A 25,610-nucleotide genomic window follows, 5' to 3' on the forward strand; every position below is an offset into this window, starting at 1 on the left:
GGGGCTAGCCCCGGTCATGCTCGTGGGCGTCACGCGCCGTCTGCAACTCGGGCACCGAGGCCTCCAGCAGGTCAGCGAGGCCGCGAAGCTGCTCGGCGACCCGGGCGCCGAGAGGCGTGAGCGAGTATTCGACGCGCGGCGGGATCGCCGTGAGGACCTCGCGGGTGAGCATGCCGTCGCGCTCGAGGGTCTGCAGGGTCTGGGAGAGCATCCGCTCGCTGACGCCGTCGATGCGGCGGCGCAGCGCGTTGAACCGGTACCGACCCTCACCCAGTGCCAGCAGGGCCAGCGAGGCCCACTTCGAGGTGACGTCCTCGAAGGCCGCGCGGGAGGTGCAGCCCCGCGCGAAGACATCGCTGACGAGTTCCTGGGTAGGCCCCGCCGGGTCCCGGGCCGGCTTGTCGCTCACCGCACCAGGTTACCTCACGATTACGTAGTAGCATGCGCTGTAGATTAGTAAGTGCTTACCCGCTTGCATCACCCATCGGAGGTCGTCATGCCCACCTATGCCGTCACCGGCGCCACCGGCCGCCTCGGCCGCCTGGTGATCGAGCAGTTGCTCGACACCGGTGTGCCCGCCGCCGAGATCGCCGCCGTCGTCCGCACCCCGGAGAAGGCCGCCGACCTCGCCGCGCGTGGCGTCGAGATCCGGCGGGCCACCTACGACGACCCGTCGACGCTGCCCGGCGCCGTGGCCGGCGTACGTCGACTGCTGCTCATCTCCGGTGACGCGCCCGGCCGGCGGGTGGCCCAGCACACCGCGGTCATCGACGCGGCCAGGCTCGCCGGGGTCGAGCGCCTGATCTACACCAGCATTCTGAAGGCCGACACCACCACCAATCCGCTGGCGCCGGAGCACAAGGCCACCGAGGAGGTCCTCGCCGCCTCGGGCCTCCCCCACACCGTGCTGCGCAACAGCTGGTACACCGAGAACTACACCGACCAGCTCCCGCAGTACCTGCGGACCGGCACGATCCTCGGCGCCACCGGTGGCAGCAAGGTCTCCGCCGCGACCCGGGCCGACTACGCGGCGGCCGGCGTCGCGGCTCTGACCCGCGAGGAGGACGGCAACGCCGTCCACGAGCTGGGTGGCACCGCCTTCACCTTCGACGAGCTGGCGGCGGCCGTCACCGAGGTCACCGGCACCACGGTCGTCCACCAGGACCTGTCGGCCCCCGAGCTGGCCTCGGCCCTGGAGAACGTCGGGCTCGACGCCGGCACCGCCGGGTTCGTCGCCGCGCTCGACCACTCGATCGCCATCGGCGAGCTGGCGACCGACAGCGACGACCTCACCCGGCTGATCGGCCGGCCGAGCACTCCGCTGCGCGACGCGATCCGGGCGGCGCGGGCCTGATCATCGTTCGCGTCGCCACCACCGATGCCGGACCGCCCGACGTCGCGTCGGGGTTCAGCCCGACTCCGGGGGCTCGGCGAGGAGCAGACCGGTCAGCAGGCCACGCAGGGTCCGCTCGAAGAGGTCCGTCCGGGGCACGGGTGGCGACGGCTGGCTGAACGCCGCGACCAGGTGCGGGTACGCCGCGAGGTCGGCGCCGGCGAAGGTGACCGACCCGGCCGTGGCCTCGCTGCGGGCGAAGAGGCTCACCACGCCGGTCACCATCGCGATCGCCTCGAATTTCGCGGTCGCGGCGCAGCCGACGGGTTCCAGGACCCGGAGGCAGTTGTCGAACCAGGCCAGACTCTCCGGACCGATGCCGGACGGCCGGTGGATCACGTCGATCAGCCACGGATGACGCCGGTGCAGCGCCAACTGGCGGCGGGCCAGCAGCAGCATCGTGTCCAACCAGTCGCCCGCCGGCGGCGGGTACGGCCGCAACTCCCCCACCGCCCGGTCGGTCATCAGGTCCAGCAGGTCGTCGCGGGAGGACAGGTACCGGTAGAGCGATCCCGCGCCGGTGCCCAGCGCGGTGGCGACGCCTCGCATCGACACGGCCGCGAGGCCGTCCGCGTCCGCCAGGGCGATGGCGGCCGCCACGATGGCGTCGCGACTGTGCGCCGGGGCGGGCCCGCGGCTGCCGCGTTCGGGCCTGGTCCAGATCGGCTGCCGGTCGGAGTCACCGTCGCCGGATCTCGTGGGTGCGTCGCTCACCGATCTACTGTAAACTGCAAACGTCGTTCGCAGTTCAATCACGGGAGGTGGGCCGACGATGGAGCGGATCACGGCACGGGACGGCGCGAGCATCGTGCTGCACTCGACGGGCACCGGCCCGGGTGTGGTCGTGGTGCACGGCGGCGGGGTCACCATCGACGTCTACCGACGGCTGGCCACCGCGCTGGCCGACCGGTTCACCGTGCACCTCTACAACCGGCGGGGGCGCGGGGACGCCCCGGCGAGGTCGGAGCCGTACACCTTCGAGCAGGACATCGACGACCTCGCCGTGGTGCTGGAGCACACCGGGTCCGGCAACGTCATCGGCCACAGCTCCGGCGGCTTCATCGCACTCCAGGCCGCGCTCCGGCTGCCGATCCACCGGCTCGCCCTCTACGACGCCGCCGTCTCCATCGACGGGGGCTTCCCCGCCGAGTGGCTCGACGCCGCACAGGAGGCGCTGCGGGTTGGGGACACCGCTCGGAGCTTCGCCATCACGGCCGCCGGCATCAACCCTCAGATGGCGGCGGCGAAGCTTCCGCTCGGCGTACGGCTGGTCATCATCCGCGCGTTCCTGCGGACGCCGATCGGACGGATGATGGGCGACCTGCTGCCGATGACCCTGGACGAGTCCGCCCTGATCCGGGCCAACGACGGCCCCGCCAGCCGGTGGGAGGGCGTCACCGCGAAGGTGCTGCTGACCTGCGGCGCCGACGGCCCGCCCTACTACGTCGACCTCAACGAGGCGCTGGCCCGCACGCTGCCCCGAGCCCGGACCCTGGTGATTCCCCGCAGCGGTCACGACGCCGTCAACCGGGCCCACCCGAGGCTCGTCGACCCGCTCGCCACGTTCTTCGGCGCGCCGGTGACGCCGGAACGTACCGGCCACCCCTGACCCGCCGCCCGGTCGCCCCCGCCCGTGGCCGAGCGCGAGACGCTCGGCTGCGGCTCGGGCGCTTGGTTAGGGTGATGGGCATGCCCGCACGCCCCCCGCACCGCCACGACGACGGCCGGAGGTGGGCCCGCCCGGCGGCCTCGGCACGCACCAGCGAGCCGGGCGTCTGGTGAGTGGCGCGCGCGTACCCGTGCAGCGCGGCGGGCCGACCGCACCCGCACGCCCGACGTCCAGAGTGGTCGACGCGTGCGCACGGCTCGCCCGGTCGCGCCCGTTCGAGATCGGCATCGTCGTGGTCATCCTCGCCAACGGGGTGGTCCTCGGCCTGGAGACGTACCGCGACCTGACCGTGGCGAGCGCCGCGCTGCACTGGCTGGAGTTGCTCTTCCGCGCCGTCTTCGTCGTCGAGATCGGCATCCGGCTGGCCGCCTACGGCCGCCGCCCACAGGACTTCTTCCGGCACGGCTGGAACGTGTTCGACTTCGCCGTGATCGCGGCGATCTTCATTCCGGGCCTGCACGGCGACCCGGCCCTGCTCCGCGTGGTGCGGGTCGCCCGGATGGTTCGCTTGGTGCGTTTCTCCCCGGGCCTTCGTACCATCGTGTCCGCCCTGTGGCGCAGCCTGCCCGGCGTCGGTGGCTTCCTCGCCCTGGCCGTGGTGACGCTCTACGTGTACGGCATGGCCGGCTGGCTGATCTTCGGGAGCAGTTTCCCCGACCAGTACGGCGACATCGGCCGGTCCCTGCTGACGTTGTTCGTGCTGTTGTCCCTGGAGACGCTGCCGGACCTCATCGAGCAGGGCATGACGATCTCGCCGTGGACGCTGCTCTACTACGTCAGCTACGTGGTCATCACCGTCAACCTGCTGCTCAACATCCTCATCGCGGTGATCGTCAACTCGATGGAGGAGGCACGCCGGCTGGAGATGACCGAACGCCTGGCCCCGGGGTTCGACGAGGACGGCGACGGCGTACCGGACGAGGTGGACCGCATCGCGATCAGCCAACGGCTGGACGACCTGCGCGCGGTGATCGCCGAGCTGGAGCGGGAGCTGCGGATCGACCGCGAGGACGGGCACGGCCGCCCGCACCGCGAGGACGCCCGCGCCGGACGCTGAGTCTGCCGCGGTGCTGCTCGTCCTCCGCGGCGGCGCCACCGGAACGACCGGCGCGCATGACGGGCATCCGACGTTCTCGCCTCTCGCCCCTCGGCTGGGTTAGCCTCGATGGCGGTGCCATCGGTCCGGCCGAAGGGACATCCACATGACCGCCAGTGTCGACAATGTCCGCTCGAACACCGACGATCTGGATCCGCTCGGCAGGCTGATCGACGACGTGATCCGTCCGCAGGCCGCGACCGTCGACCGGGACGGCACCTTCCCCCGGCAGAGCGTGGACGCCCTCGCCGCGGCTGGTCTGCTCGGCCTGGCCTCCTCGATCGAGGTGGGTGGTGGCGGCAGGGGCATGCGCCCGGTCGCGGAGGTCGTCGAACGGTTGGCCGCCGAGTGCGGCTCCACCGCGATGGTCGTTCTCATGCACTACGCGGCGACCGCCGTCATCGAGGCGCACGGCCCGCGTGATGTCCGTGCGGCCATCGCCGCCGGCCAGCACCTGAGCACGCTGGCGTTCTCCGAGTTCGGCTCGCGCAGCCACTTCTGGTCGCCGACCGGCACCGCGACGGCCGGCGACGACGGCGCCGTCCGGCTCGACGCCAGGAAGAGCTGGGTCACCTCGGCCGGCGAGGCCGACAGCTACGTCTGGTCGAGCCTCCCCCTCGCCCCCGGAGCGGGCCCGATGACGCTGTGGCTCGTTCCCGCCGGCAGCGGCGGCCTCCGCATCGCCGGTGAGTTCGACGGGCTCGGCCTGCGTGGCAACGGCTCCCGGCCGATGACCGCCGACGGGGTCCGCGTCCCGCCCGGCGCGATGATGGCCGTCGACGGGGCCGGGCTCGACACCGCGCTCGGCGCGGTCCTCCCCTGGTTCCTGGTCCTGAACGCCGCGTTCTGCCTCGGCCTCGCGGACAGCGCGGTCGGCGAGGCCGGCCGGCACCTGACGAGGACCACGCTCGCGCACACCGGCGCCGCCCTTCGCGACGCGCCGGTCACCCGGCGCGCCTTCGCCCAACTGAAGATCCGCACCGACGCCCTGCGCGCCTTCCTCGACGACACCCTGACCGCGCTGGAGACCGGCCGGGAGGACGCGATGCTGCGGGTGTTGCAGGTCAAGGCGCTCGCCGGTGAGACGGCCGCCGAGGTGACCGACGGCGCGATGCAGCTCTGCGGCGGCAGCGCGTTCCGCAAGGAGTTGGGCCTGGAACGCCGGTTCCGGGACTCCCGCGCGGCCCGGGTGATGGCACCCACCACCGACGCCCTGCACGACTTCGTCGGCCGGGTCGCGACCGGGCTGCCGCTGCTCGACGAGGCCAACCGCTGATGCCGGCGCCAGCTGTCCTGATGGGCGCGGTCGCGTACGACCCCAAGGTGGTGACCATCTGGGAGGGCTTCCGCGCCTGGCTGCGAGGGCGCGGCCTGGACTTCGACTTCGTCCTGTACTCGCACTACGAGCGGCAGGTCGAGGATCTGGTCGCCGGGCGGATCGACGCGGCGTGGAACTCACCGCTCGCCTGGCTGCGGGCCGAACGGCTGGCGGCGGCCAGCGGCGGCACGGTGAGCGCCCTCACCATGCGCGACACCGACCGTGACCTCACCTCGGTCGTGGTGGTGCGCGCCGACTCACCGCTGCGACAGGTCGAGGACCTGTCCGGCTCGCTCGTCGGCGTCGGCTCGGTCGACAGTCCACAGGCGACGCTGATCCCACTCGGGCACCTCGCGGCGGCGGGAGTCGAGGTCGACGTGCGCCGGTTCGACGTCGGTGTCGGGTTGCACGGTGACCACATCGGTGGCGAGCGCGACGCCGCCCGGGCCCTGATGGCCAAGGAGGTGGACGCCGCCTGCATGATCGACGCCAACCACCTGGCGTTCGTCCAGGAGGGCACGCTGCCGCCCGAGGGCACCCGGATCGTCGCGCAGACCGCACGGTACGACCACTGCAACATGACGGTCCGCGATCCGGCGTCCGCCGGGGTCCGGCTCTTCGGCACGCTGCTGCGCGGCATGTCGTACGCCGACCCGGAGGTACGCCCACTGCTGGACCTCGAAGGGCTGACCGCCTGGGAGGACGGCCGCACCACGGGATACGACGCCCTCGCCCGGGCGGTCGACGCCAGCGGGTTCTACGCGGCCGACGGGCGGGTGACCGCCGCGGACTACCGGCCGTGACCGGCGCGCCGGCCACCGACGCCGAGGTCCACCTCGAGGGTCTGGGCTTCGGTCGGGGCGCGCACCTGCTGGTGCAACGCGCCCTCGCCGCACTTCCGCCCGGCGGCCGGTTGGCGGTCTCCGGCCGCGACCCGACCCTGCCCGTGCACCTGCCGGCCTGGTGCCGCAGCCGCGGCCACCGGGTCGAATGGCCGGATCCGGCCGACCGGAGCGAGCTGGTCGCGGTGGTCGTGCGCGGCACGGCGGATGACGACCGGTGGTTCGGCGCGGAGCGGGCGGGGCCTGCCCTGCCGTCGGCGCTCAGCAGGCGCCCCCCGCCACGGTGGGGGCTCGGCGCCCGAGGTGCGCTGCTGGAGGCCGGTGGCCCCGAGGCGCGGTTCGACCTGGACGAGCGCGACCTGGTGTGGGCCGACGTCGCACCCAAGCTGTACGCGCAGGCGGCGGCCCGGCAGTGGGACCCGGAGACCGCCGTGCCGTGGGACGACGCCTTCGCGCTGCCGGCGGACGTCGAGGCGGCGGTGGTGCAGGTGATGACCTACCTGGTCGAGAACGAGCAGGCCGCACTCGTCGTGCCGGCGCGGTTCGTCGGGCGGATACACCCGCACTTCCGCGAGGTGATGCAGCTCCTCGCGGTGCAGATGGCCGACGAGGCCCGGCACATGGAGGTGTTCAGCCGGCGGGCGCTGCTCCGGGGCGCCGCACTGGGCACGTCGTCGGCCGGCGGTCGGCAGTCGCTCTTCACGCTCGTCGCCGAGTCCGACTTCGCGTTGGCCTCGTTCCTGCTCTCCGTCCTGGGTGAGGGCAGCTTCGTCGACCTGCTCTCCTTCCTGGAGCAGCACGCGCCGGACCCGGTGACCCGTCGCGTCTGCTGGCTGGCGATGCAGGACGAGCGCCGGCACGTGGTGTTCGGCATGGCGCACCTGGAGCACCAGGCGAGCGTGGACCCGCTGCTGCGGGACCGGCTCCGCGCGGCCATCCACCGCCGCCACGACGCGCTCGTCGACACCGCCGGCCTCAACGCGGACGTGTTCGACGCGCTGGTGGTGCTCGCGGCCGGTGGCTGGCACCCCGATGACGTGTCCGCCGGCTTCGAGCAGGTGCAGCGGTTGCACCACGTGATGGACCAGGGCCGGCAGCGCCGGCTGGTACGGCTGGGCTTCCGGCCCGACGAGGCGGCGGCGCTCTCCGCCCTGCACACCCGCAACTTCATGTAGACGCCGTCGACGGGGCGACGCCGGGATGGGCCGTCCGCAGTACGGTGGAACGGCCATGAACAGGGATGTCAGCCCGATCCGTGCGGAACTGCTGCACCTACGCGACCAGAGCCGGGCTCAGGCCGCCGCGTTGGACAGCGATCTGCGGAGTCTCTTCGAGGCCTCCCGGTCGTCCAACGCCGACGACGAACACGACCCGGAAGGCAGCACGATCGCGTTCGAGCGGGCCCAGCTCACCGCCGTTCTGGAGGCGACGCGCCGACGCCTGGCCGAACTCGACGTCGCCCTGCGGCGGATCGAGGCCGGCACCTACGGCGTGTGTGAACGATGCTCCCGCCCGATTCCCGCTGAGCGACTCGCCGCCCGCCCCTCAGCGAGCACGTGCGTCGGCTGCGCCGGCCGGAAGTAGCGAGGAAGGTGTGGACCACCGACCGCCACCCTGAGACGATACCTGCACTGCTGGTGCAGACAGTTCGTCTACCGAGGTGGAGGATCGATGCACACGTTCCGACGGAGACTGCTCTCCCTGATCGCCGGCGTGGCGCTCGCCGCAGGCCCGGCCGTCGCCGCCGTCCCGAGCGTCGCCGAGGCCGCCGCGCCGGCGTACCGTCCAGTGATCTTCGTGCACGGCAGCGCGGGGTCGGCGTCGCAGTTCCAGACCCAGGCCAAGCGCCTGGCCAGCAACGGCTACCCGATCGACATCATCGAGGCGCACGAATACGATTCGCCGAACATCGCCTCGATCCTGCCTCAGGTGTACGCGGGACTGGACGCTCGGATCTCCCGGCTGCTGACGGCGACCGGAGCGGACCGGGTGGATCTGCTCGCACACTCCCTGGGCACCTTCGTCATGCAGGGCTACCTCAGCAGTTCCCCCGACCGGGCCGCCCGGGTCGCGCACTACGTCAACCTGGACGGGCGCACCGCGGCGTCACCACCGGGCGGCGTACCCACGCTCGCGATCTGGGGCGAGGGGGACCCGGCGCGGGCCGTCGCGGGCGCGCGCAACGTCTACTTCCCGGACCAGTCCCACACCCAGACGGTGTCGTCGCGGGAGTCGTTCCGCGAGATCTTCCGGTTCCTCCGGGACCGTGCGCCACGCACGACGAGCATCGTGCCCCAACTCTTCGGCACCGCCCGGGTCTCCGGCCGCGCGGTGCTCTTCCCGAGCAACGCCGGCGTCGACGACGCGACCCTCGAGGTCTACCCGGTCAGTTCCCTCACCGGCGGTCGGCTGTCGAACCGACCCGCGCATCGGGTGCCACTCGCCGGCGACGGCTCGTTCGGACCGTTCCCGGTGCTCGCGACCGCCCGGTACGAGTTCGCGATCGTGCGCGCCGGAGCGGCGACCCACCACTTCTACTTCCAGCCGTTCCTCCGCTCCGACTCGTTCCTGAGGCTGGCGACGAGCCGGCCGGGCGAGGGTCTCGGCGCGCTGGTCGACGCCAGCGACCGGCACACGGCGCTGACGATCCAGCGCCAGAAGGAGTGGTGGGGAGACCAGGGAGACGCCGGCGACCACCTGTGGATCAACGGCCGGGATGTCCTGAACCCGGCCAACACGCCGCGCGTGAAGCGGACGATCGCCGTCTTCGCGTTCGACGACGGCAGTGACGGCGTCACCGACCTGACCGCTCCGCTGCCGGAGTTCTTCAGCCAGACCTTCATCACCGGCATGGACGTGTTCATTCCGGCCGCGCCCGCGCACCTCGGCGTCGTGCGGATCACCGTGGGTCAGCGCGGCGGCGGGTACGACGTGATCAACGTGCCCAACTGGAGATCCAGCGAGCATCGCGTGTCGGTGAACGTCGACGACGTCTGAACGGGCGCGACGACCCGGCCGACCGAGAGCTCGACCAGAGGACGGCCCGACGGCTACGGGACCGTCGTCGACACGCCGATTCCGTCCAGCGGGCCGCCCTCGGCGTACTCCTCGCTCCCGCGCCGCTGCCGCACCACCGGATCGGGCGTGCTCCAGGAGCGCCACAGGCGGCTGTAACCGCCGCCGGCCTCCAGCAACTGGTCGTGCGTGCCGTGCTCGGCGACGCGCCCGTGTTCGAGGACGACGATGCGGTCCGCGGTGGCCGCCTGGCTGAGGCGGTGGGCGACGATGAGCGTCGTGCGGCCCTCGGTGGCCGCCGACGCGGCGCGGTCGAGGTCGCGTGCGCCCGCGCTGCCGGCCTCCGCGGTGGCCTCGTCGAGAACGGCGACGGCGGCGTCGGCGAGGACGAGCCGAGCCAGGGCGAGCTGCTGCGCCTGGGCGGCGGTGAGGTGCCAGCCGCCCTCGCCCACGGCAGTGGCGAGGCCGTCCGGAAGGGTACGGATCCAGGCGGTGGCGCCGACCAGGTCGAGGGCGGCGGTCATCTCGGCGTCCGTGGCGTCCGGGTCAGCGAGGCGCAGGTCGTCCGCGAGCGGCCCGGCGAAGACGTGCACCTCCTGGCTGATCAGGGCGATCTCACGGCGGACCCGGTGCTCGCCCAGCTGCGCCAGCGGCACGCCGCGCAGCCGCACCGAGCCACGGGTGGGCGCGATGAGCCCGGCGGTGATGCCGGCGAGTGTGCTCTTGCCTGCCCCGCTCGCTCCGACGAGCGCGACGCGTTCCCCGGGCGCGAGCCGGAGCACGACGTCCTGCAACACCACGGGTCCGTCGTCATAGCAGTGCTGGTCGACGACCACCTCCAGCGCCGCGGGCTCGGCCGTGCCACGACCTGCCGTGCCGCGATCCACCGTGCCGGACCGTCCCTCCCGGGCGGGCCCGCGACCGTCGGCGGAATCGGTGCCCGGCAGCGAGGTGACGCCGACGAGCCGGGCGAGGCTCGCCCCGGCCTGGAGCACGGAGTCCGACTCGAGCAGCAGCAGGCCGATCGGGTTGAAGAGGCGGTGGAAGTAGAGGGCGGCCGTGGTGGCGGCGCCGACGGTGGACAGGTTGTCGCGCACCAGCAGGAAGCCGGCGAGCAGCACGGCGGCGAGTCCCACGAACTCCGCCCGATTGATCCGCAGGCCGAACCGGGTGTGCAGATTGAAGATCTCCAGCGACAGGTCGCGGGCCACGGCGGAGCGGTCGGCGATCCGGCCGACGTGGGCGTCTTCCGTCCGGTAGGCGCGCACCGTCGCCGAGCCGCGCAGCGCACCGGCCATCGCCTGCGCCCGCTCCCCCGTCGCCACCCGCTCACGCGCGTAGTACGGCACCGAGCGCTTCAGGTACCAGCGCAACGCCAGCGCGTAGGCCGGGGCCGCGGCCAACCCGGCGAGCCCGAGCCGCCAGTCGAGGGCGAAGAGACCTGCCGCGGTCAGCACGACGGACAGCAGCGCGCCGAGGAAGGCGGGGCCACTGGTGGTGATCACGTTCGTCACGACGGCCACGTCGTCGCCGGCCCGTGCCACCAGGTCCCCGGTCCCGGCCCGCTCCAGGGTGGCCGAGGGGAGGTGCAGGGCACGGTCGAGGACCCGCTCCCGCAGCCGCGCCAGCACGGTCTCGCCGAGGCGGGCGGCGACCGTCGCCCCGGCGGCGGTGAGGAGGCCGGCGAGCACCGCGGCGCCCCCGATCACACCCGCCCAGGACACGACCTGCCGCGTGCCGGAGCCGGCGATGACGTCGTCGACGAGGCGACCGAGCACCCAGGGGGCGACGAGCCCCGCCCCGGCGGCGACGACGAGCAGTGCGCCCGCGGCCGCGCTGAGCCCGGGCAGCCGGGCGAACTCGGATCGGAGAGCGGCCCAGGTCCGCCGGCCGGTGGCTGTCGGCAGCAGTTGCCGGGACGCGCCGCCGGGCACCGTCGTCTTGTGGGTCACCGCAGGACCTCCTCCCGGTAGCGGGCGTCGCTGGCGAGGAGGTGCTCGTGGGAGCCCTCGGCGACGACCCGTCCTCGATCGATGACGGCCACCCGATGCGTGACCCGGAGCAGCGCCGGGCTACTGGAGATCAGCACCGTGCTGCGGGCCCCCGCCGTTCCGTGGGCCCCCGCCGTTCCGCGTGCCGAAGCCAACCCGTCGGCGAGGTACGCCTCGGTCACGGCGTCGATCGCCGTCGTGGGGTTGTGCAGCACCAGCACCGGGGGGTCGGCGACGAGCGCCCTGGCCAGCCCGATCCGTTGCCGTTGCCCACCGGAGAGGTTCGCCCCCCGCTCGGTGAGCTGGCGGTCGATGCCCTGTGGGTGCGCGTCGAGGACGTCCTCGGCGGCCGCGGCGCGCACCGCCGCGCGCAGGACCGTCTCGTCCACGTCGGCGCCGGCGGCGAGGTTGTCGCGCAGCGTCCCCTCGAACAGCGCCACGTCGTGCTGCTCGACCAGGACCGCGCCACGCAGGGCGTCGATGTGCAGGTCTTCGGCGGGCACGCCGTCGACGTACAGCGTCCCCCGGTGGTCCTCGCGGGGCACGCGACCGGACAGCAGCGCGACCAGCGCCTCGGCCTCGCTCGGATCGTAGGCGAGCACGCCCAGAACCTCGCCGGCGTCGACGCGCAGGCTGAATCCGTCGAGCCCCGCGTACCCGACGCTGTCGAGGACGAGTCGCGACGGGCTCGGGTCGGGCGGTCCGGCGGTGCCCGGCCGGACGACCGGCGCCGCTCCCAGGACCCGGGCGACCCGTCCCGCGGAGCCGCGGGCCATGGCGAAGAGCTGGACGCAGTACCCGAGTGTCTGCACGGGCTCGGCGATGAACTGGGCCAGGCCCACGACCGCGACGAGTTCACCGATGGTGAGTCGACCCTGTAGCGCGAGCCAGCCGGCGACGCCGGCGACCACCGCGAGGAAGAGGCCGTTGACCGTGGTGGTGAGCCCGGCGTGCAGGCCCTTGGTGGTGGCCGCGCGCAGGGTGACCCCGAGTGCCTGCTGGCTGGTGGCCGCGTACCGGCGTGCGGCGTGGTCCTGGGCGCCGATGCCGCGCAGGACGCGGAGACCGCTGACGAGGTCCACGGCGAGCGCGGTCGTGGTGGCGAGCGCCTCCTGCTGACTCGCGCTGCGCCGGGTGAGCAACGGCGCCATCCGTTGCAGGGCGACGACCACCAGGGGTACGCCGACGAGCACCCCGAGACCGAGCGGAACGTCGACGACGAGCAGCGCGACCGCCGCGACCACGATCGCGGTGATCGCCGCGGCGGAGAGCCCCGCGACCCGCACCACGAGCGCGGACAGCTCGGCGTCGGAGGCGGTGACCGAGAGCAGTTCGCCGTCGCGCATGCCCGAGCGGTGTCCGCGCGGGTCCAGGGCGCGCCCGGCGATCTCGACCCGCACGGCGTGCGCCTCCCGTTCCACGGCGGCGTAGGCCAGCCGGGCGCCGGTCCGGTAGGCGAAGGCGAGGACGGTGAAGAGGGCGGCGAGGCCGGCGAGCGAGAGCAGCAACGCCCGCACGTCCCCGGTGGCGACCGCGCGGTCGATGATCACGCCGATCGCCACCGGGACGAGGACCTCGGTGACCTGGTGCAGACAGAGCAGCAGGGTGCCGGCCAGCACCCGGCCGCGCTGGCGCCGCAGGGCGCGGCGCAGCACGACACCAGCGCTGGTCTCGCCGGCTGCCACGGGCGGGCGGATCATGACAGCCGAGCCGATGGTCGGGCCGGGCCGTCGACGAGCCGGACAGTTGCGTACACGAGATGAACCCTCCCTGCGACCACGACAGGTTAGCCTCACCTAATTTCGGCGGCGTCGGGACCCGTCGAGCAGGCGACGGCGGTCTCCCGCCGTCGCCTGCTCGGCACTAGAAGTCGTCGTCGAAGGCGACCGTTCCGCTGACCCCGACCTGGTACGCCGACACCCGCCGCTCGAAGAAGTTAGACAGCTCCTGCACGTCCTGCAACTCCATGAAGGCGAACGGGTTGGCCGACCCGTAGTGCGGCGCGATCCCGAGCTGGGCGAGACGCCGGTCGGCGACGTGCTGGAGGTACTCCCGCATGTCGGCCAGCGTCAGGCCGGGCACGCCGTGGCCGAGCAGGTCCTCGGCGAACTGGACCTCGCACTCCACGGCCTCGGCGAGCATCTGACGGACCTGGTCGGCGAGGTCGTCGTCGAACAGGTCCGGCTCCTCGGCGCGCACCGTGTCGACGACGTCGAACGCGAAGGCCATGTGCATGGACTCGTCGCGGAACACCCAGTTGGTGCCGGAGGCGAGGCCGTGGAGCAGACCGCGGGAGCGCAGGAAGTACACGTACGCGAACGCGCCGTAGAAGAACAGCCCCTCGATGCAGGCGGCGAAGCAGATCAGGTTGAGCAGGAACGTGCGCCGGTCCTCGCGGGACCGCAGCTCGCGCAGGTCGTTGAGGGAGTCGATCCACCGGAAGCAGAAGTCGGCCTTGCGGCGGATCGAGGGGATGTTCTCGATGGCGGCGAAGGCGGCGAACCGCTCGTTCTCGTCGGGCACGTACGTGTCGAGCAGGTTGAGATAGAACTGGACGTGCACCGCCTCCTCGAACAGCTGCCGGGACAGGTAGAGACGGCCCTCGGGGCTGTTGACGTGCTGGTAGAGGTTGAGCACGAGGTTGTTGGCGACGATGGTGTCGCCGGTGGCGAAGAACGCCACCAGCCGGCTGACCAGGTGCCGCTCGGCGGGCGAGAGCTTGTCGAGGTCGGCGAGGTCGGCGTGCAGGTCGACCTCCTCGACGGTCCACGTGTTGCGGATGGCGTCGCGGAACCGGTCGAAGAAGTGCGGGTATCGCATCGGGCGGAGGGTGAGGTCCATCCCGGGGTCGAGCAGCATGTGCGTGGTCCTCGTGTCGGTGGTGGCGTCGGCGGCGGCGGTCACTGGCAGGCCTCGCACGACTCGGGGTTCTCCAGGGAGCAGGCCAGCGCCTCGGCGTCGGCCGTGGACGGCGCGACGAGGGCGACGGCAGTGGGCGCGACGGTGGCCTGCTGGATCCGGGTGGCCGGGCGGGACCGCAGGTAGTAGGTCGTCTTCAGGCCGGCCTTCCAGGCGTACAGGTACATCGAGGAGAGCTTGCCGATGGTGGGCGAGGCCAGGAACAGGTTCAGCGACTGCGACTGGTCGATGAACGGCGCGCGGGCGGCGGCCAGGTCGATCAGCGCCCGCTGCGGCAGCTCCCACGCGGTGCGGAACAGCTCGCGTACGGCGGCCGGCAGCTCCGCGATGTCCTGTACCGACCCCTCGGCCCGCTTGATCGCCGACCGGACCCGCTCGGTCCACAGGCCGCGGGCCTTCAGCTCGCGTACCAGAGCGGTGTTGACCTGGAGGAACTCGCCCGACAGGGTCTCGCGCTTGAACAGGTTGGACACCTGCGGCTCGACGCACTCGTAACAACCGGCGATCGAGGCGATGGTGGCGGTCGGGGCGACCGCCACCAGCAGCGAGTTGCGCAGCCCGTGGGCGGCCACCCGCTCGCGCAACGCGGTCCACCGGGCGGTCTGCGTACCCTCGACACCCCACAGGTCCGGCTGCAACCGGCCCCGCGCGGCCCTGGTCTGCCCGTACGCCGGATGCGCGCCGAAGCGGCGGGCCAGGTCGGCGGAGGTCTCCAGGGCGGTCAGGTACAGCTCCTCGCTGACCCGGGTGGACAGCTCCCGCGCCGCCGGGGAGTCGAACGGCAGCCGCAGCGCGAAGAAAACGTCCTGCAGGCCCATCAGCCCGAGCCCGACCGGCCGCCAGCGGGGGTTGCTCGCCGCCGCCTGCGCGGTCGGGTAGTAGTTGATGTCGATGACCCGGTCGAGGAACGTCCCCGCGGTACGGACCGTGGCGCGCAGCCGCTGCCAGTCGATGCCGCCGTCGGTGAGGTGCGCCGCGAGGTTCACCGAGCCGAGGTTGCACACGGCCGTCTCGGCGTCGCTGGACACCTCGATGATCTCGGTGCAGAGATTGGAAAGGTGCACCACGTTGCCCGGTTCGGCGGTCTGGTTGCACAGCCGGTTGGCCGCGTCCTTGAACGTCATCCACCCGTTGCCGGTCTGGGCCAGGGTGCGCATCATCTTGCCGTACAGCTCCCGCGCCGGGACCTGCCGCACGTAGCGGCCCTGCGCCTCGGCCGTCCGGTACGCGGCGTCGAACTCGTCGCCCCACAGGTCGGGCAGCTCCGGCACCTCGTGCGGGTCGAACAGCGACCACACCTCGTCGGCCTCGACCCGGCGCATGAACTCGTCGGGGATCCAGTTGGCCAGGTTCAGGTTGTGGGTGCGCCGGGCGTCCTCGCCGGTGTTGTCCCGCAGTTGCAGGAACTCCTCGACGTCCGGGTGCCACGGCTCCAGGTAGACGCAGGCGGCGCCCTTGCGCCGGCCACCCTGGTTGACCGCGGCGACGCTCGCGTCCAGCGTGCGCAGCCACGGCACGATTCCGTTGGACTGCCCGTTGGTGCCGCGGATGAGCGCGCCCCGGGACCGGACCCGGGAGTACGCGATGCCGATGCCGCCGGCGAACTTGGACAGGTTGGCGACCTGGGCGTACCGCGCGTAGATCGAGTCCAACTCGTCGCGCGGGGAGTCGACCAGGTAGCAGGAGGACATCTGGGTGTGCCGGGTGCCGGAGTTGAACAGCGTCGGCGAGCTGGGCAGGTAGGCCAGGCTGGACATCAGCCGGTAGAAGTCGATCGCCTCGTCGGGCGTACGGGACAGGCCGCAGGCCACCCGCAGCAGCCAGTACTGCGGCGTTTCCAGCACCAGCCGGCTGGTCGGGTGGCGCAGCAGGTACCGGTCGTACACCGTGCGGAGGCCGAAGTACTCGAACCGCCGGTCGCCGTTCGGGTCGACGGCGTCGTCCAGCGTCCGGGCGTGGGCGGCGACGAAGGCGGCGGTCTCGTCGCCGATCAGTCCCTCGGCCCGGCCGATCCGGATCGCCGCGCTGAACGAGGTGATGCCCTGCCGGCGCACCTCCTTGTCGACGTAACCGGCCAGCAGACGGGCGGCCAGGCGCGAGTACTGCGGCTCCTCGCCGATCATCTCGGCCGCGGTCTGGATGGACAGCCGGTCCAGCTCCGCCGTCGTCGCACCGTCGTAGAGGCCGCTGATCGTCCGGGTCGCCACCCGCAGCGGGTCGACGTCGGTCAGGTCGTCGGTCCACCGCTCGACCGCACGGACGATCTTGTTGACGTCCACCGGTTCGCTGGCGCCGTCGCGCTTGCGGACGTGCATCTGCGTGCGCCGCCGGCCCGGCTGGGCGGTGTCGCCGCCGGTCGGGACCACCTGGGTGACTGTCACCACTCACTCCTCGCGAGTTCGAGACCTGATGGCCCTCGGACGCGAGGAGACAGACACCGGCGGACGCCACGCCGGGCGTGGGTCAGGGGGCGTCGGCCGTCCCACGCGGCGTCGGACCGCCGCACACCCGGGTGCGGGTGCGCGGCGCGCTGGCAGGTCTTCGGACTCGTGGGCACGACCGGGCTCGCCGGTCTCCTACTGGCCGTCGCTTCCCAGGCCGCGTGGCGGCCCAGTGCTGATGACGGCGATCGTTCCCACTCACCGCTGCGGGGCAGTCCCGGATTTCCACCGGGTTCCCTCTTGCCTCGACCACTGCGGATGAGCGGCCGAACCAGCTGCGCTCGACACCATATATAGGGACGACCTCGTTTGTCACACCCCACATGTCGGGGTCGGGCGTGTCGCGATCGGCGGCGACGGCCGTCATCAATCCGGGCTGGCCGTTGAGTGGTCGGTGGCTTGCGCGGAGCAACCTCGGCGACGGCGCGGGGCCGGGCGCCGTACCCGCTGTGGGCGGGCCCTGACCCGGCCCGCCCACAGCGGTGTCGCTACCCGGTGACGGTGAAGGGCTGGGCGACCCTGGTCACCGAGATGGCACCCGTCAGCGCGACGCTGGTCGGGCCGACCTTCGCCGCCGCGGGGACGCTGACCGTCGCGCCGGCGATGACGCCGTCACCGTTCGCGCGCACGGTGCGGACCGCGAGGCCGTCGCCGAAGCTGACCGTGACCTCCTCGTTCGGAGCGAAGCCGGCGCCGTCGACCGTGATCGACGTGCCCCGCGGTCCCGACGTGCTCGTCAGCGCCGCCTGCGGTTCGTAGGTCGGCTTCTCCACCTTGTCGGTCACCTGGACGGTGGCCGTCGCCGGCGTCCGGGAGGACGCGCCGGTGGCGGTGACGGAGTACCGGCCGGGCGGCACGTCACCGGACGTCGCGACGGAGGCTCGTACCGCTCCCGCCGCCGACGCCGTGACCGTGGCGGTCCGCGCCGGACTGGCGCCGAGAGTCACCGTCACCCGCTCACCGGCCGCGAACCCGCTGCCGTTGACGGCGACCGCGTCACCGCTGGTCACGGTGGCGGACGCCGACACCTCGATCGCCGGCTGAGACCCGCCACGCGCCACGGTCACCGTGAAGGTCGCGGTGCTGCTCGACACCGTGTCCCAGGCGGTGACGTGCACCGTGTAGGTGCCCTCCTGCGCGTAGGTGTGCCGTCCACTCAGCGCACCGTCCGAGCCGACCGTGACGTCGTCCGGAACCGTGCCGTCGCCCCACTGCACCCGGGCGCGGTAGCCCGTCGTGCCGGGAACGCCTCCGCGCACCGACCCGAGGGCGGCCGTGAGGACCTGACCGGCGTTGGCCGTCTGGTTGGCCGGGGCGGTGGTCACCAGCGCGGGGGCCGGCGTGCCGTCGTTCGCGATGGCGAACACGTGGATCCGGCCCGCCGAGCCGGGGTCGCCGGTCTGCGTCGGCAGGGTCACCGAGACCAGCGTCTTGCCCGCCGGGATCTGGTACGGCGCGGTGGCGAACAGGAACGGCTGCGCGCCGTCCCGGCTCGTGCCGCTCAACCGGTACGCGGCCTTGGCGACCACGATGTTGCCGTACGACGGGGTGCCGTTGGCGTTGCCGCCCAGCGTCCAGTCACTCAGCTGGATCGGGATGCTGGCCGTGCTGCCGTCGCTGAACGTCGCCGTACCGGTGGTGCTCTGGTTGCCCTGCGTGCCGGCGCCGATGAACGAGATGCTCCGGGCGTCGGCCGGAAGGTCGAGAACGACCGTCCTGCCGTTGCCGGTGGCGTTGTCCGGCTGCCCGGCCGGGATCTCCGGCAGCGTGAACCGCAGCTCCGTTCCGGGCACCTGGTGGCGCTGGCCCTGCGTCACGCCGGCCGCCGTCAGGGCGGCCCGCGAGTACGCCCACGACTTGGCGTCGCAGTTCGCCGCGAGGGCGCCCTCGTCGCCGACGCAGACCGTGTCGAACGCGGCGGTGAGGCCGGAGCTCGGCGCGTAGGCCACGTCGACGCCGACCGTGACCGAGCCCTGGCCGGTGCCATCGGTCACCGTGACGCTCGCCTGGTGGTGACCCGGCGTGGCGTAGGTGTGCGAGCCGCTGACGTTGTAGACGGCCCGCGAGCTCAACGTCAGGGTGCCCTCGGTGACGGGTGAGCCGTCACCCCAGTCGATGGTGGCCCGGTAGTCGCTGGCGGTGCCCCCGGTGACGGAGGCCAGTGGCACCGAGACGGGTGCGCCGGACGTCGCGTGCACGGCGCCCGCGGCGGTCACCGTGATGTCGCCGCCGCCGATCTCGATGTCGCCCCCGGCGAGCAGTTCGATCTCGGCGAGGTTCGCCTGCGCGGCGCCGACCGTCCTGCTCACGACGAGGCGGAACTGCGTGAAGCGGCCCGGCTTGTCGATGGTGAACGGACGGGTCTGGTTACGCCACCGGAACGCCTCGCCCCTGCGGGAGTCGACGGTGCTCCAGGTGATGCCGTCGTTGGAGCCCTGCAACCGCCAGTCCGTCGGATCGCCGACGTCGGCGCCCGAGGTGAGGGTGTAGTAGGTCGGCTTCTGCCTGACGCCACGGGAGGCCCAGCTGACCTGCGGCGTCGCGGTGGCGAACGTCAGCTGCGTGGTCGACGAGTCGTCGAACAGCTTCGACGCGTCCTGCCCGCCCGTCGCGGTCGCGGTGCCGAGACCGGGGCCGGTGACGTCCTGAAGCGGCTCGGGCGCCTTGTCGCCCCGGGTCAGGGACGGCGGCGCCTCGTTCTTTCCGGTGCCCCAGGTCGACGGCTTGGAGCCCATCTGGAAGTCGATCGTGCCGCCCCTGGCGAGCGCGGACACGTCGACGGACAGCTCACGCTGCTTCTTTCCGTTGACCTTGACGCCCTGCACGTAGACGTTGCTGGTGCTGTTGTCCGGCGCGTTGACGACGATGTCGCCGGTCGTGCGGCGGACAGTCATCTTCGTGAACTGCGGCGAGCCGATGGCCCAGTGGGACGACCCGGCCTGCAGCGGATAGATGCCCAGCGAGCTGAGGATGTACCACGCCGACATCTCGCCGTTGTCCTCGTCGCCCAGGTAGCCCTGGCCGATCTCGCTGCCGACGTAGAGGCGTTGCAGGATCTCCCGCACGATCGCCTGCGTCCTGGCCGGGGCGCCCGCGTAGGCGTACATGTAGGGGATGTGGTGCGACGGCTGGTTGCTCATGCCGAGCTGGCCCATCCGCACCGCGCGCGCCTCGAGCATCTCGTGGATCGTGCGGCCGTAACCGCCGGGTCGGTCGGCGTTCTCCGGGGTGGCGAAGAACTGGTCGAGCTTGTCGCGCAGCGCCTTCGGCCCACCGTGGAGATTGGCCAGTCCCTGGCCGTCCTGCTGTGCGGTGAACGCGAAGTTCCACCCGTTGGTCTCGGTGTAGACGCCGCCCCAGTCCAGCGGGTCACCGGCGAGGAAGGCGCCGGAGGCGTCGCGGCCCTGGAAGAGCTTCGTCTTCGGGTCGAACAGGTGGACGTAGTTGCGGGCGCGCTCCAGGAAGTACCGCGACTCCTCCTTGAGCCGGTCGCGCTCCGACTTCGGCGTGGCCGGGTCCTTGGCCAGGGCCGCGCCCATGTTGCCGATGCCGTAGTCGTTGATGAAGCCTTCCAGCGCCCACGACACCGACTCTCCGGTGGAGGTCGGCGTGTAGCCGAGGAACAGCGAGGTCTCGATGCCCTTGCGGCCCACGGCGCTGCGGCCGGAGGCGACGGTCGCGTCCTTGACCGCCGCGTCGTACGCCGCGATCGGGTCGGGCAGCTTGACGCCGGTGAGGTACGCCTGGGCCAGCGCCACATTGGCGCTGGTGCCGGTCATCAGGTCGGCGTAGCCCGGGGACGACCAGCGGGCGATCCAGCCGCCGTCACGGTAGTGCTGGACGAACCCGTCCGAGATCCTGGCCGCGACGTCCGGGTACAGCAGCGCGTAGGCGGGCCACACGGTGCGGTAGGTGTCCCAGAAGCCGTTGTTGACGTAGATCTGACCATCGACGATCTTCGCGCCGGTGTGGGTGGCGGTCGACGTGCCGGTGGGCGCCGACACCGGGCTCGCGTACTGCCAGCGCGGCGCGGCGGCGGTGCCGGTGTTCTCCGACTGCGAGTTCGGGTACAGGTTCAGCCGGTACAGGTTTGAGTACATCGTCACGAGCTGCGTCTCGGTCGCGCCCCGCACCTCGACCCGGCCGAGCCGGTCCTTCCACGCGGCGGTGGCGGCGGCGTGGACCTGGTCGAAGCTCTTCCCGGTGACCTCCAGGTCGAGGTTCCGGCGCGCCTGGTCGACCGAGAGGAACGAGGTCGCGATGCGCATCGTCACCTGGCGGTTCGCGGACACGTCGAAGGTGGCGGCCGTCGCGGAGGACGCGGTCGGCGCCCGGTCGAAGGCGCCGGACACGAACATCCGGCTACGACCGGCCGACAGGCCACTTCCGTTGTCCACCCAGCCGGTGAACGTGCCGTCGGCGCCGATGGTGAACGTGCCGTTGTAGAAGACGAGGCTTCCGGTCGCCTGCCCGGACGGGAAGGTGAACCGCATGATCCCGGCGTGGTCGGTCGGCGACATCTCGGCGATCAGACCGTTCTGCAGCGCGACCCGGTAGAAGTCCGGCTGCGCCGTCTCGTCGTCGTGGCTGAACGCGAGCCCCCGGCTGCTGGGCGGCCCGGTGAGGGGTCCGTCGCCGGTCACCGGCATGACCGACATCTGGTTGCGGTCACCCATCCACGGGCTCGGCTCGTGCGAGATCGCGAGGCCCTGGAGCGTGGGCAGGTTGGCGGCGTTGTTGACCCGGTGGTACTGGTACTCCCACGAGTCGGACGTCGCGTCGGTCACCGGCGTGAAGAAGTTGAAGCCGTTCGGCACCGAGGTGATCGGCAGGTTGTTGCCGCGCGAGAACCCACCCGTCGAGTTCGTCCCGCGCCGGGTGTCGACGTAGTTGGTGAGCCGCGATCCGTCGATCGACGCCGGGGAGGCCGTCACGGCGACGTCGTCGAGCCAGCCCTGGAACCGGGTGTCCGCCGTTGCCTGCGGGTTGTCGTACGCGAGCAGGATGCGGTCGATCGTCTTGCCGCGCGCGATCGCGCCGATGTCGGCCCGCACCGCGTTCCACTGCTCGGCGTAGAGCACCTTCGACGCGCCCTGTCCGGCCGGGGTGAGCGCGTAACCGTGCTGGTCGACGGGCGACAGGCGGCTCAGGTAGCTGCCGTCGGTGAAGTGCAGGTCGACGGCCGCGAAGGTGGACGGGTACCCGGGGTCCTGGCCGGTGTACTCGGGGAAGATCTTGTAGGACAGCCGCGTCTTCGGTCCCACCGGGATGTGCACGTCGAACAGCCGGTTGGTCGCGTACGACCGGCCGTCGTCTACGGCGCCGCCCGCGTACCGCAGCGAAGCCAGTCCGGTGAAGCCGACCCCCGGCTTGGTGGTGTAACCGTCGGCCGGACCGGCGCCGACGACGCTGACCATGGGGGCGGCCGGCGGTCGGACGGTGGAGCCGTCGCTGATGTCCCAGCCGGCGAGCTGAACGAGGGGGTCACCGGTGTTGGCGGTGATGTTCAGCCGGTAGTAGCCGTAGGCGGTCGTGTTCGCGAAGCTGTAGGTCCTGGTGGCGAACCGCCCGGCGAAGCTCTGCCCGGTCTGCCGGTTCAGGTCGACCCAGGTGTCGCCGTCGTTGGACCCCTGCACGGTGAAGTCCCTGGGGTCCCGGGTCGGCTCGTCGTTCGCGGAGGTCAGCGCGTACCGCACCACGGTCGACGGCTTGGCCAGCTGGTACGTCACCCAGCCGGTCCGGCTGCGCGCCAGCCACTTGGTCGACGGATCGCCGTCCGCGAGCTTCGCGGCGGTTTCGTTCGGCGCGTTCTCGGCGCTCGCGGTCACCGCGCCGACCTGGTCGAGCAGGCTGCCGGGCAGCACCCGGCGGCTCGATCCGGTCAGGTTCGCCTGGACCGGCTTGCCCTTCGCGTCGACCTCGACGGTGGTCGCGGCGGGTTGCGGGTCGGCCGCCTCGAACGAGGAGCTGAAGTTGCCGGGCGGCGCGGTGGTGGGCGCGGCGCTGGCCAGGGGCGCGCCGATGATGAGTCCCACCGGCAGCAGGATCGCGGTTGTCGCGGCGATCAGGCGGGGGGACAGGCGGCGCGCGGTGGGGGGATGCGACATGAGGGGCAGGGCCTTTCGCCTCGAGCGGGGTCGAGTACGTCGAACGTCTGGGCAGAGTGGACCGTCGCTGGTGCGGTCGGTCCTTCGGAGCCGCAGCCTGACATCGTTGTCATGAAAACTCGTGACGCCGAGGCAGGAGCAGTGGACTGTCGCTGATGGTTCCGGTGGATCACAACCGTGTCAATGGGTTCGGCAGAGCGAAACAAGCCGGCCCGGAGCGGGTCGACCGCGACGGGACTTCACGGTGACGGGCCGAAAGTCCTCTCCGAAAACCGTTTCAAAGCGGGGTCGAGGGCATCGAGCGATCGCCGGTCTCGGCAGCTCCGCCGACTTCCCGGGAGGCAGCCTGCGCACTACGCTTGCGAGGAGCAGGAGGCAGCTGACACCCGCTCATCACCCTGAAATGATTGCGAAAGGCTTTCGGTGGGCCGACGACGATCCCAGTCAGTGACGTTGAGCGACGTGGCGAACCGCGCTGGCACCTCCGTGGCCACCGCGTCCAAGGCACTCAACAGCCGAGCCGAGGTGGCCCCGGAGACCCGCGAACGCGTCCTGCGGGCCGCCGCCGAGTTGTCGTTCCAGCCGAACGTGCTGGCTCGCGGGCTGATCTCCGGGCGCACCCGCACGGTCGGGCTGCTCACCGACGAACTCGGCGGCCGGTTCGCCATACCCATCCTGCTCGGAGCCGAGAACGCCCTCGGCAACGGGCAGATGTCCGTGCTGCTCTGCGACGCGCGCGGCGACGCGATCCGCCGGCAGCACTACATCCGTACCCTGCTCGCCCGCCAGGTCGACGGGTTCATCGTGGTCGGCGACAGCAACGACGTGCGCCCGTCGTTGACACAGGACATCCCCGTCCCGGTGGTCTACGCGTACGCCGAGTCGACCGATCCGAACGACCTGTCGATCGTGGCGGACGACGAGGGCGGCGCCCGGCTGGCCGCCGAGCACCTGGTGTCGCACGGCCGCCGCAGGATCGGGCACATCACCGGGCCGGACACGTACCGTGCGGCACGTGACCGCGCCGCCGGCCTCCGAACGGTGCTCGCGGAGGCGGGGCTCACCCCGGCCGGCGACCCGCTCTACGGCGAGTGGTCGCAACGGTGGGGCCGGCACGCCGCGCGGCTGCTGCTCGCCGCCCGGCCGGACGTGGACGCGATCTTCTGCGGCAACGACCAGGTCGCCGCCGGCGCGGCCGACACCCTGCGCGACCTCGGTCGGAGGATCCCCGACGACGTGGCGATCGTGGGATACGACAACTGGGAGTTCTTCGCGGCCGACTGCCGGCCGCCGCTGACCACCGTGGACCTCAATCTGGAACAGCTCGGGGCCGCCGCGGTCAACCATCTCTTCGCCGCGATGGACGGCAACGCCGGCAGCGGGGTCATCCGGCAACCCGGCCGCCTGGTGGTCCGTGAGTCCACCGGCCCGGTTCTGCACCACTGAGACCGCCACCGCGACGGCGGCACGGTGCTCAGCCGACGGGCAGGGTCGACTCGCGCATCACGACGCGACCGGGAAACTCTTCCGAGCTGGGCGCGGCGCCGTCGATCGCCGCGAAGAGCCGCTGGCCGGCCACCTCGCCGAGGTGCTTCAGGTTCATGTCGATGCTGGTCAGTCGTGGGCGGGAGTCAGCGGCGATGGCCTCCCAGTTGTCGAAGCCGATGACCGAGATGCTGCGCGGCACGTCCCGTCCGAAGTCCCGCAGCGTCTCCAGGACACCACGGGCGATCTGGTCGCTGCCGCAGAAGATCGCGTCGACCTCGGGATGCTGCTCGATGACCATGTGCGCGGCGGCTCTCCCCCAGGACTCGTCCCACGACCCGAAGTAGGGCCGGTCGCCGACCATGGGCAGGCCGGCGGCGGCGAGGGCGGCCGCCGCGCCCTCCGCCCGGTCCCTCGCCGCCTGGAACCCGGCCTCCCCGGTGATGTGGGCGATGGCGCGTCGGCCGCACGCCAGCAGATGCTCGATGGCGAGCCGGCCACCACCCACGTTGTCGACCGTGATCGAGATGTCCGCCGGGTCGGCGGAGGGGGCGTAGACGTACACGACCGGCACGGGGATGGTGCCGGCCAGCGGCGGCCGGGGGTCGGTGCGGGAACCCACGACGATCAGGCCGTCCACCCGCCGGGACAGCAGCGCCTGCACGTGGTGCTTCTCCCGGATCGCGTCGCCGCGCGCGTCGCAGAGGAAGACCGAGACCTGCCCGGCTCCGGACGCGTCCTCGGCCCCCATCAGGATGGGGATCGAGAAGCGCCCCTCCAGGTCACTCGTCAGCAGGCCGACGGTGCCGGTGCGCCCGCTGAGCAACCCCCGGGCCAGGGCGTTCGGCGCGAAGGACAACAGCTCCGCGGCCTCCAGCACCCGGACCCTCGTGCTCGACCGCACCTCACCGCGACCGTTGATGGCCTTGGACGCGGTGGCGACCGACACCCCGGCGAGCTTGGCGACATCGGTGAGCGTGGGTGGGCGGTAGGCGGGGACCTCGGGTTCGGTGGTCATGCGATGCTCCCTCTCAGCGACCGACACAGGTGCGCTGCGCGTCGGCGAGGCCGTCGCCGGGTGTCTTGTCGATCAGCCAGCGGAGCACATCCTAAAACCTTTTCGGAGATCTTGCGGCGCGGGTGTGCCCCGGCAGCAGGCGCGGGCCCCCCTACCGGAGCGGACACTACCTGGGGCGCTGGTCGCCCCGGCACGGGCCTGGTTGCGCATCCCGAAAACGCTCGAAACATCGGTGCCGGTCGCGGCAGCGCCAACGATGGCGCCGACGCCGAAACCACCGTGGCCCGGTCGGGTCGACCGGGCCACGGCCATCCGG

General features: G+C 72.2%; 17 protein-coding genes and 1 riboswitch. Of the genes, 9 read left to right on the plus strand and 8 right to left on the minus strand.

From position 1 onward, the window contains the following. Nucleotides 1-4: 4 nt before the first annotated feature. Nucleotides 5-409: a helix-turn-helix domain-containing protein gene (locus EAD89_RS23265; protein WP_121677206.1), complete on the minus strand. Its 405-nt coding sequence runs from the start codon at nucleotides 407-409 to the stop codon at nucleotides 5-7. 87 nt (nucleotides 410-496) lie between these two features. Between EAD89_RS23265 and EAD89_RS23270 the strand changes: the two genes are divergently transcribed. Continuing rightward, nucleotides 497-1,354 carry an NAD(P)H-binding protein gene (locus tag EAD89_RS23270; RefSeq protein ID WP_121677207.1) on the plus strand — a complete coding sequence of 286 codons (858 nt, stop codon included), beginning with the start codon at nucleotides 497-499 and terminating at the stop codon, nucleotides 1,352-1,354. Between the two features lie 54 nt (nucleotides 1,355-1,408). Here the strand turns inward: EAD89_RS23270 and EAD89_RS23275 are convergent, their stop codons facing one another. Next, the gene (locus tag EAD89_RS23275; protein WP_121677208.1) at nucleotides 1,409-2,107 is read right to left on the minus strand and encodes a TetR family transcriptional regulator; all 699 of its coding nucleotides are present in this window, start codon (nucleotides 2,105-2,107) and stop codon (nucleotides 1,409-1,411) included. 58 nt (nucleotides 2,108-2,165) lie between these two features. On the opposite strand from EAD89_RS23275, the gene EAD89_RS23280 reads away from it, so the two are divergent. The 7 genes from EAD89_RS23280 (at nucleotide 2,166) to EAD89_RS23310 (ending at nucleotide 9,315) form a co-directional block, all read left to right on the plus strand. After that, complete coding sequence (locus EAD89_RS23280; RefSeq protein ID WP_121677209.1) at nucleotides 2,166-3,002, plus strand: alpha/beta fold hydrolase; 837 nt, start codon at nucleotides 2,166-2,168, stop codon at nucleotides 3,000-3,002. Between the two features lie 235 nt (nucleotides 3,003-3,237). Beyond that, nucleotides 3,238-4,119, plus strand: a complete 882-nt coding sequence (locus tag EAD89_RS23285) for an ion transporter (protein WP_233578972.1) — start codon at nucleotides 3,238-3,240, stop codon at nucleotides 4,117-4,119. A 145-nt stretch (nucleotides 4,120-4,264) separates the two neighbouring features. Next, nucleotides 4,265-5,434 (plus strand): acyl-CoA dehydrogenase family protein, encoded by a 1,170-nt coding sequence (locus EAD89_RS23290; RefSeq protein ID WP_121677210.1) that lies wholly within the window; start codon nucleotides 4,265-4,267, stop codon nucleotides 5,432-5,434. After that, nucleotides 5,434-6,279 (plus strand): phosphate/phosphite/phosphonate ABC transporter substrate-binding protein, encoded by an 846-nt coding sequence (locus EAD89_RS23295; protein WP_121677211.1) that lies wholly within the window; start codon nucleotides 5,434-5,436, stop codon nucleotides 6,277-6,279. The genes EAD89_RS23290 and EAD89_RS23295 overlap by 1 nt, the downstream gene beginning before the upstream one ends. Beyond that, nucleotides 6,276-7,493 (plus strand): ferritin-like domain-containing protein, encoded by a 1,218-nt coding sequence (locus tag EAD89_RS23300; RefSeq protein WP_121677212.1) that lies wholly within the window; start codon nucleotides 6,276-6,278, stop codon nucleotides 7,491-7,493. The genes EAD89_RS23295 and EAD89_RS23300 overlap by 4 nt, the downstream gene beginning before the upstream one ends. A gap of 55 nt (nucleotides 7,494-7,548) precedes the next feature. Next, entirely contained in the window at nucleotides 7,549-7,902 is a 354-nt protein-coding gene (locus EAD89_RS23305) for a TraR/DksA C4-type zinc finger protein (protein ID WP_121653354.1), read from the plus strand. A gap of 87 nt (nucleotides 7,903-7,989) precedes the next feature. Beyond that, entirely contained in the window at nucleotides 7,990-9,315 is a 1,326-nt protein-coding gene (locus EAD89_RS23310; RefSeq protein WP_121677213.1) for an alpha/beta hydrolase, read from the plus strand. 53 nt (nucleotides 9,316-9,368) lie between these two features. On the opposite strand, the gene EAD89_RS23315 is transcribed toward EAD89_RS23310, so the two are convergent. From EAD89_RS23315 to EAD89_RS23335, 5 genes are all read right to left on the minus strand, one after another. Further along, a complete protein-coding gene (locus EAD89_RS23315; protein WP_233578974.1) occupies nucleotides 9,369-11,285 on the minus strand; it encodes an ABC transporter ATP-binding protein in 1,917 nt (638 codons plus the stop codon). Next, nucleotides 11,282-13,024 carry an ABC transporter ATP-binding protein gene (locus EAD89_RS23320; RefSeq protein WP_121677214.1) on the minus strand — a complete coding sequence of 581 codons (1,743 nt, stop codon included), beginning with the start codon at nucleotides 13,022-13,024 and terminating at the stop codon, nucleotides 11,282-11,284. Before EAD89_RS23320 ends, EAD89_RS23315 begins: the two co-directional genes overlap by 4 nt. Before the next feature lie 163 nt (nucleotides 13,025-13,187). Then, entirely contained in the window at nucleotides 13,188-14,183 is a 996-nt protein-coding gene (locus EAD89_RS23325) for a ribonucleotide-diphosphate reductase subunit beta (RefSeq protein WP_121677225.1), read from the minus strand. Nucleotides 14,184-14,224: 41 nt separating this feature from the next. Continuing rightward, nucleotides 14,225-16,558, minus strand: a complete 2,334-nt coding sequence (locus tag EAD89_RS23330; RefSeq protein ID WP_233579018.1) for a ribonucleoside-diphosphate reductase subunit alpha — start codon at nucleotides 16,556-16,558, stop codon at nucleotides 14,225-14,227. Between the two features lie 199 nt (nucleotides 16,559-16,757). Next, a riboswitch (cobalamin riboswitch) is annotated at nucleotides 16,758-16,975 on the minus strand. A 197-nt stretch (nucleotides 16,976-17,172) separates the two neighbouring features. Next, nucleotides 17,173-22,791 carry a GH92 family glycosyl hydrolase gene (locus EAD89_RS23335; RefSeq protein ID WP_121677216.1) on the minus strand — a complete coding sequence of 1,873 codons (5,619 nt, stop codon included), beginning with the start codon at nucleotides 22,789-22,791 and terminating at the stop codon, nucleotides 17,173-17,175. Between the two features lie 423 nt (nucleotides 22,792-23,214). Between EAD89_RS23335 and EAD89_RS23340 the strand changes: the two genes are divergently transcribed. After that, nucleotides 23,215-24,237, plus strand: coding sequence for a LacI family DNA-binding transcriptional regulator (locus EAD89_RS23340; protein WP_121653343.1), 1,023 nt, complete (start codon nucleotides 23,215-23,217; stop codon nucleotides 24,235-24,237). A 28-nt stretch (nucleotides 24,238-24,265) separates the two neighbouring features. On the opposite strand, the gene EAD89_RS23345 is transcribed toward EAD89_RS23340, so the two are convergent. Beyond that, complete coding sequence (locus EAD89_RS23345; protein ID WP_121653344.1) at nucleotides 24,266-25,294, minus strand: LacI family DNA-binding transcriptional regulator; 1,029 nt, start codon at nucleotides 25,292-25,294, stop codon at nucleotides 24,266-24,268. Nucleotides 25,295-25,610 lie beyond the last annotated feature (316 nt).

The sequence above is a fragment of the Micromonospora sp. BL4 genome (genome assembly GCF_003667505.1).
Taxonomy (GTDB): domain Bacteria; phylum Actinomycetota; class Actinomycetes; order Mycobacteriales; family Micromonosporaceae; genus Micromonospora.

Bases quoted from the DNA above. Each gene is read 5' to 3' on its own strand.
- EAD89_RS23270 (WP_121677207.1), top strand. From the start codon at position 497: ATGCCCACCTATGCCGTCACCGGCGCCACCGGCCGCCTCGGCCGCCTG.
- EAD89_RS23305 (WP_121653354.1), top strand. From the start codon at position 7,549: ATGAACAGGGATGTCAGCCCGATCCGTGCGGAACTGCTGCACCTACGC.
- EAD89_RS23290 (WP_121677210.1), top strand. From the start codon at position 4,265: ATGACCGCCAGTGTCGACAATGTCCGCTCGAACACCGACGATCTGGAT.
- EAD89_RS23330 (WP_233579018.1), bottom strand. From the start codon at position 16,558: ATGCACGTCCGCAAGCGCGACGGCGCCAGCGAACCGGTGGACGTCAAC.
- EAD89_RS23325 (WP_121677225.1), bottom strand. From the start codon at position 14,183: ATGCTGCTCGACCCCGGGATGGACCTCACCCTCCGCCCGATGCGATAC.
- EAD89_RS23335 (WP_121677216.1), bottom strand. From the start codon at position 22,791: ATGTCGCATCCCCCCACCGCGCGCCGCCTGTCCCCCCGCCTGATCGCC.
- EAD89_RS23320 (WP_121677214.1), bottom strand. From the start codon at position 13,024: ATGATCCGCCCGCCCGTGGCAGCCGGCGAGACCAGCGCTGGTGTCGTG.
- EAD89_RS23280 (WP_121677209.1), top strand. From the start codon at position 2,166: ATGGAGCGGATCACGGCACGGGACGGCGCGAGCATCGTGCTGCACTCG.
- EAD89_RS23310 (WP_121677213.1), top strand. From the start codon at position 7,990: ATGCACACGTTCCGACGGAGACTGCTCTCCCTGATCGCCGGCGTGGCG.
- EAD89_RS23345 (WP_121653344.1), bottom strand. From the start codon at position 25,294: ATGACCACCGAACCCGAGGTCCCCGCCTACCGCCCACCCACGCTCACC.
- EAD89_RS23295 (WP_121677211.1), top strand. From the start codon at position 5,434: ATGCCGGCGCCAGCTGTCCTGATGGGCGCGGTCGCGTACGACCCCAAG.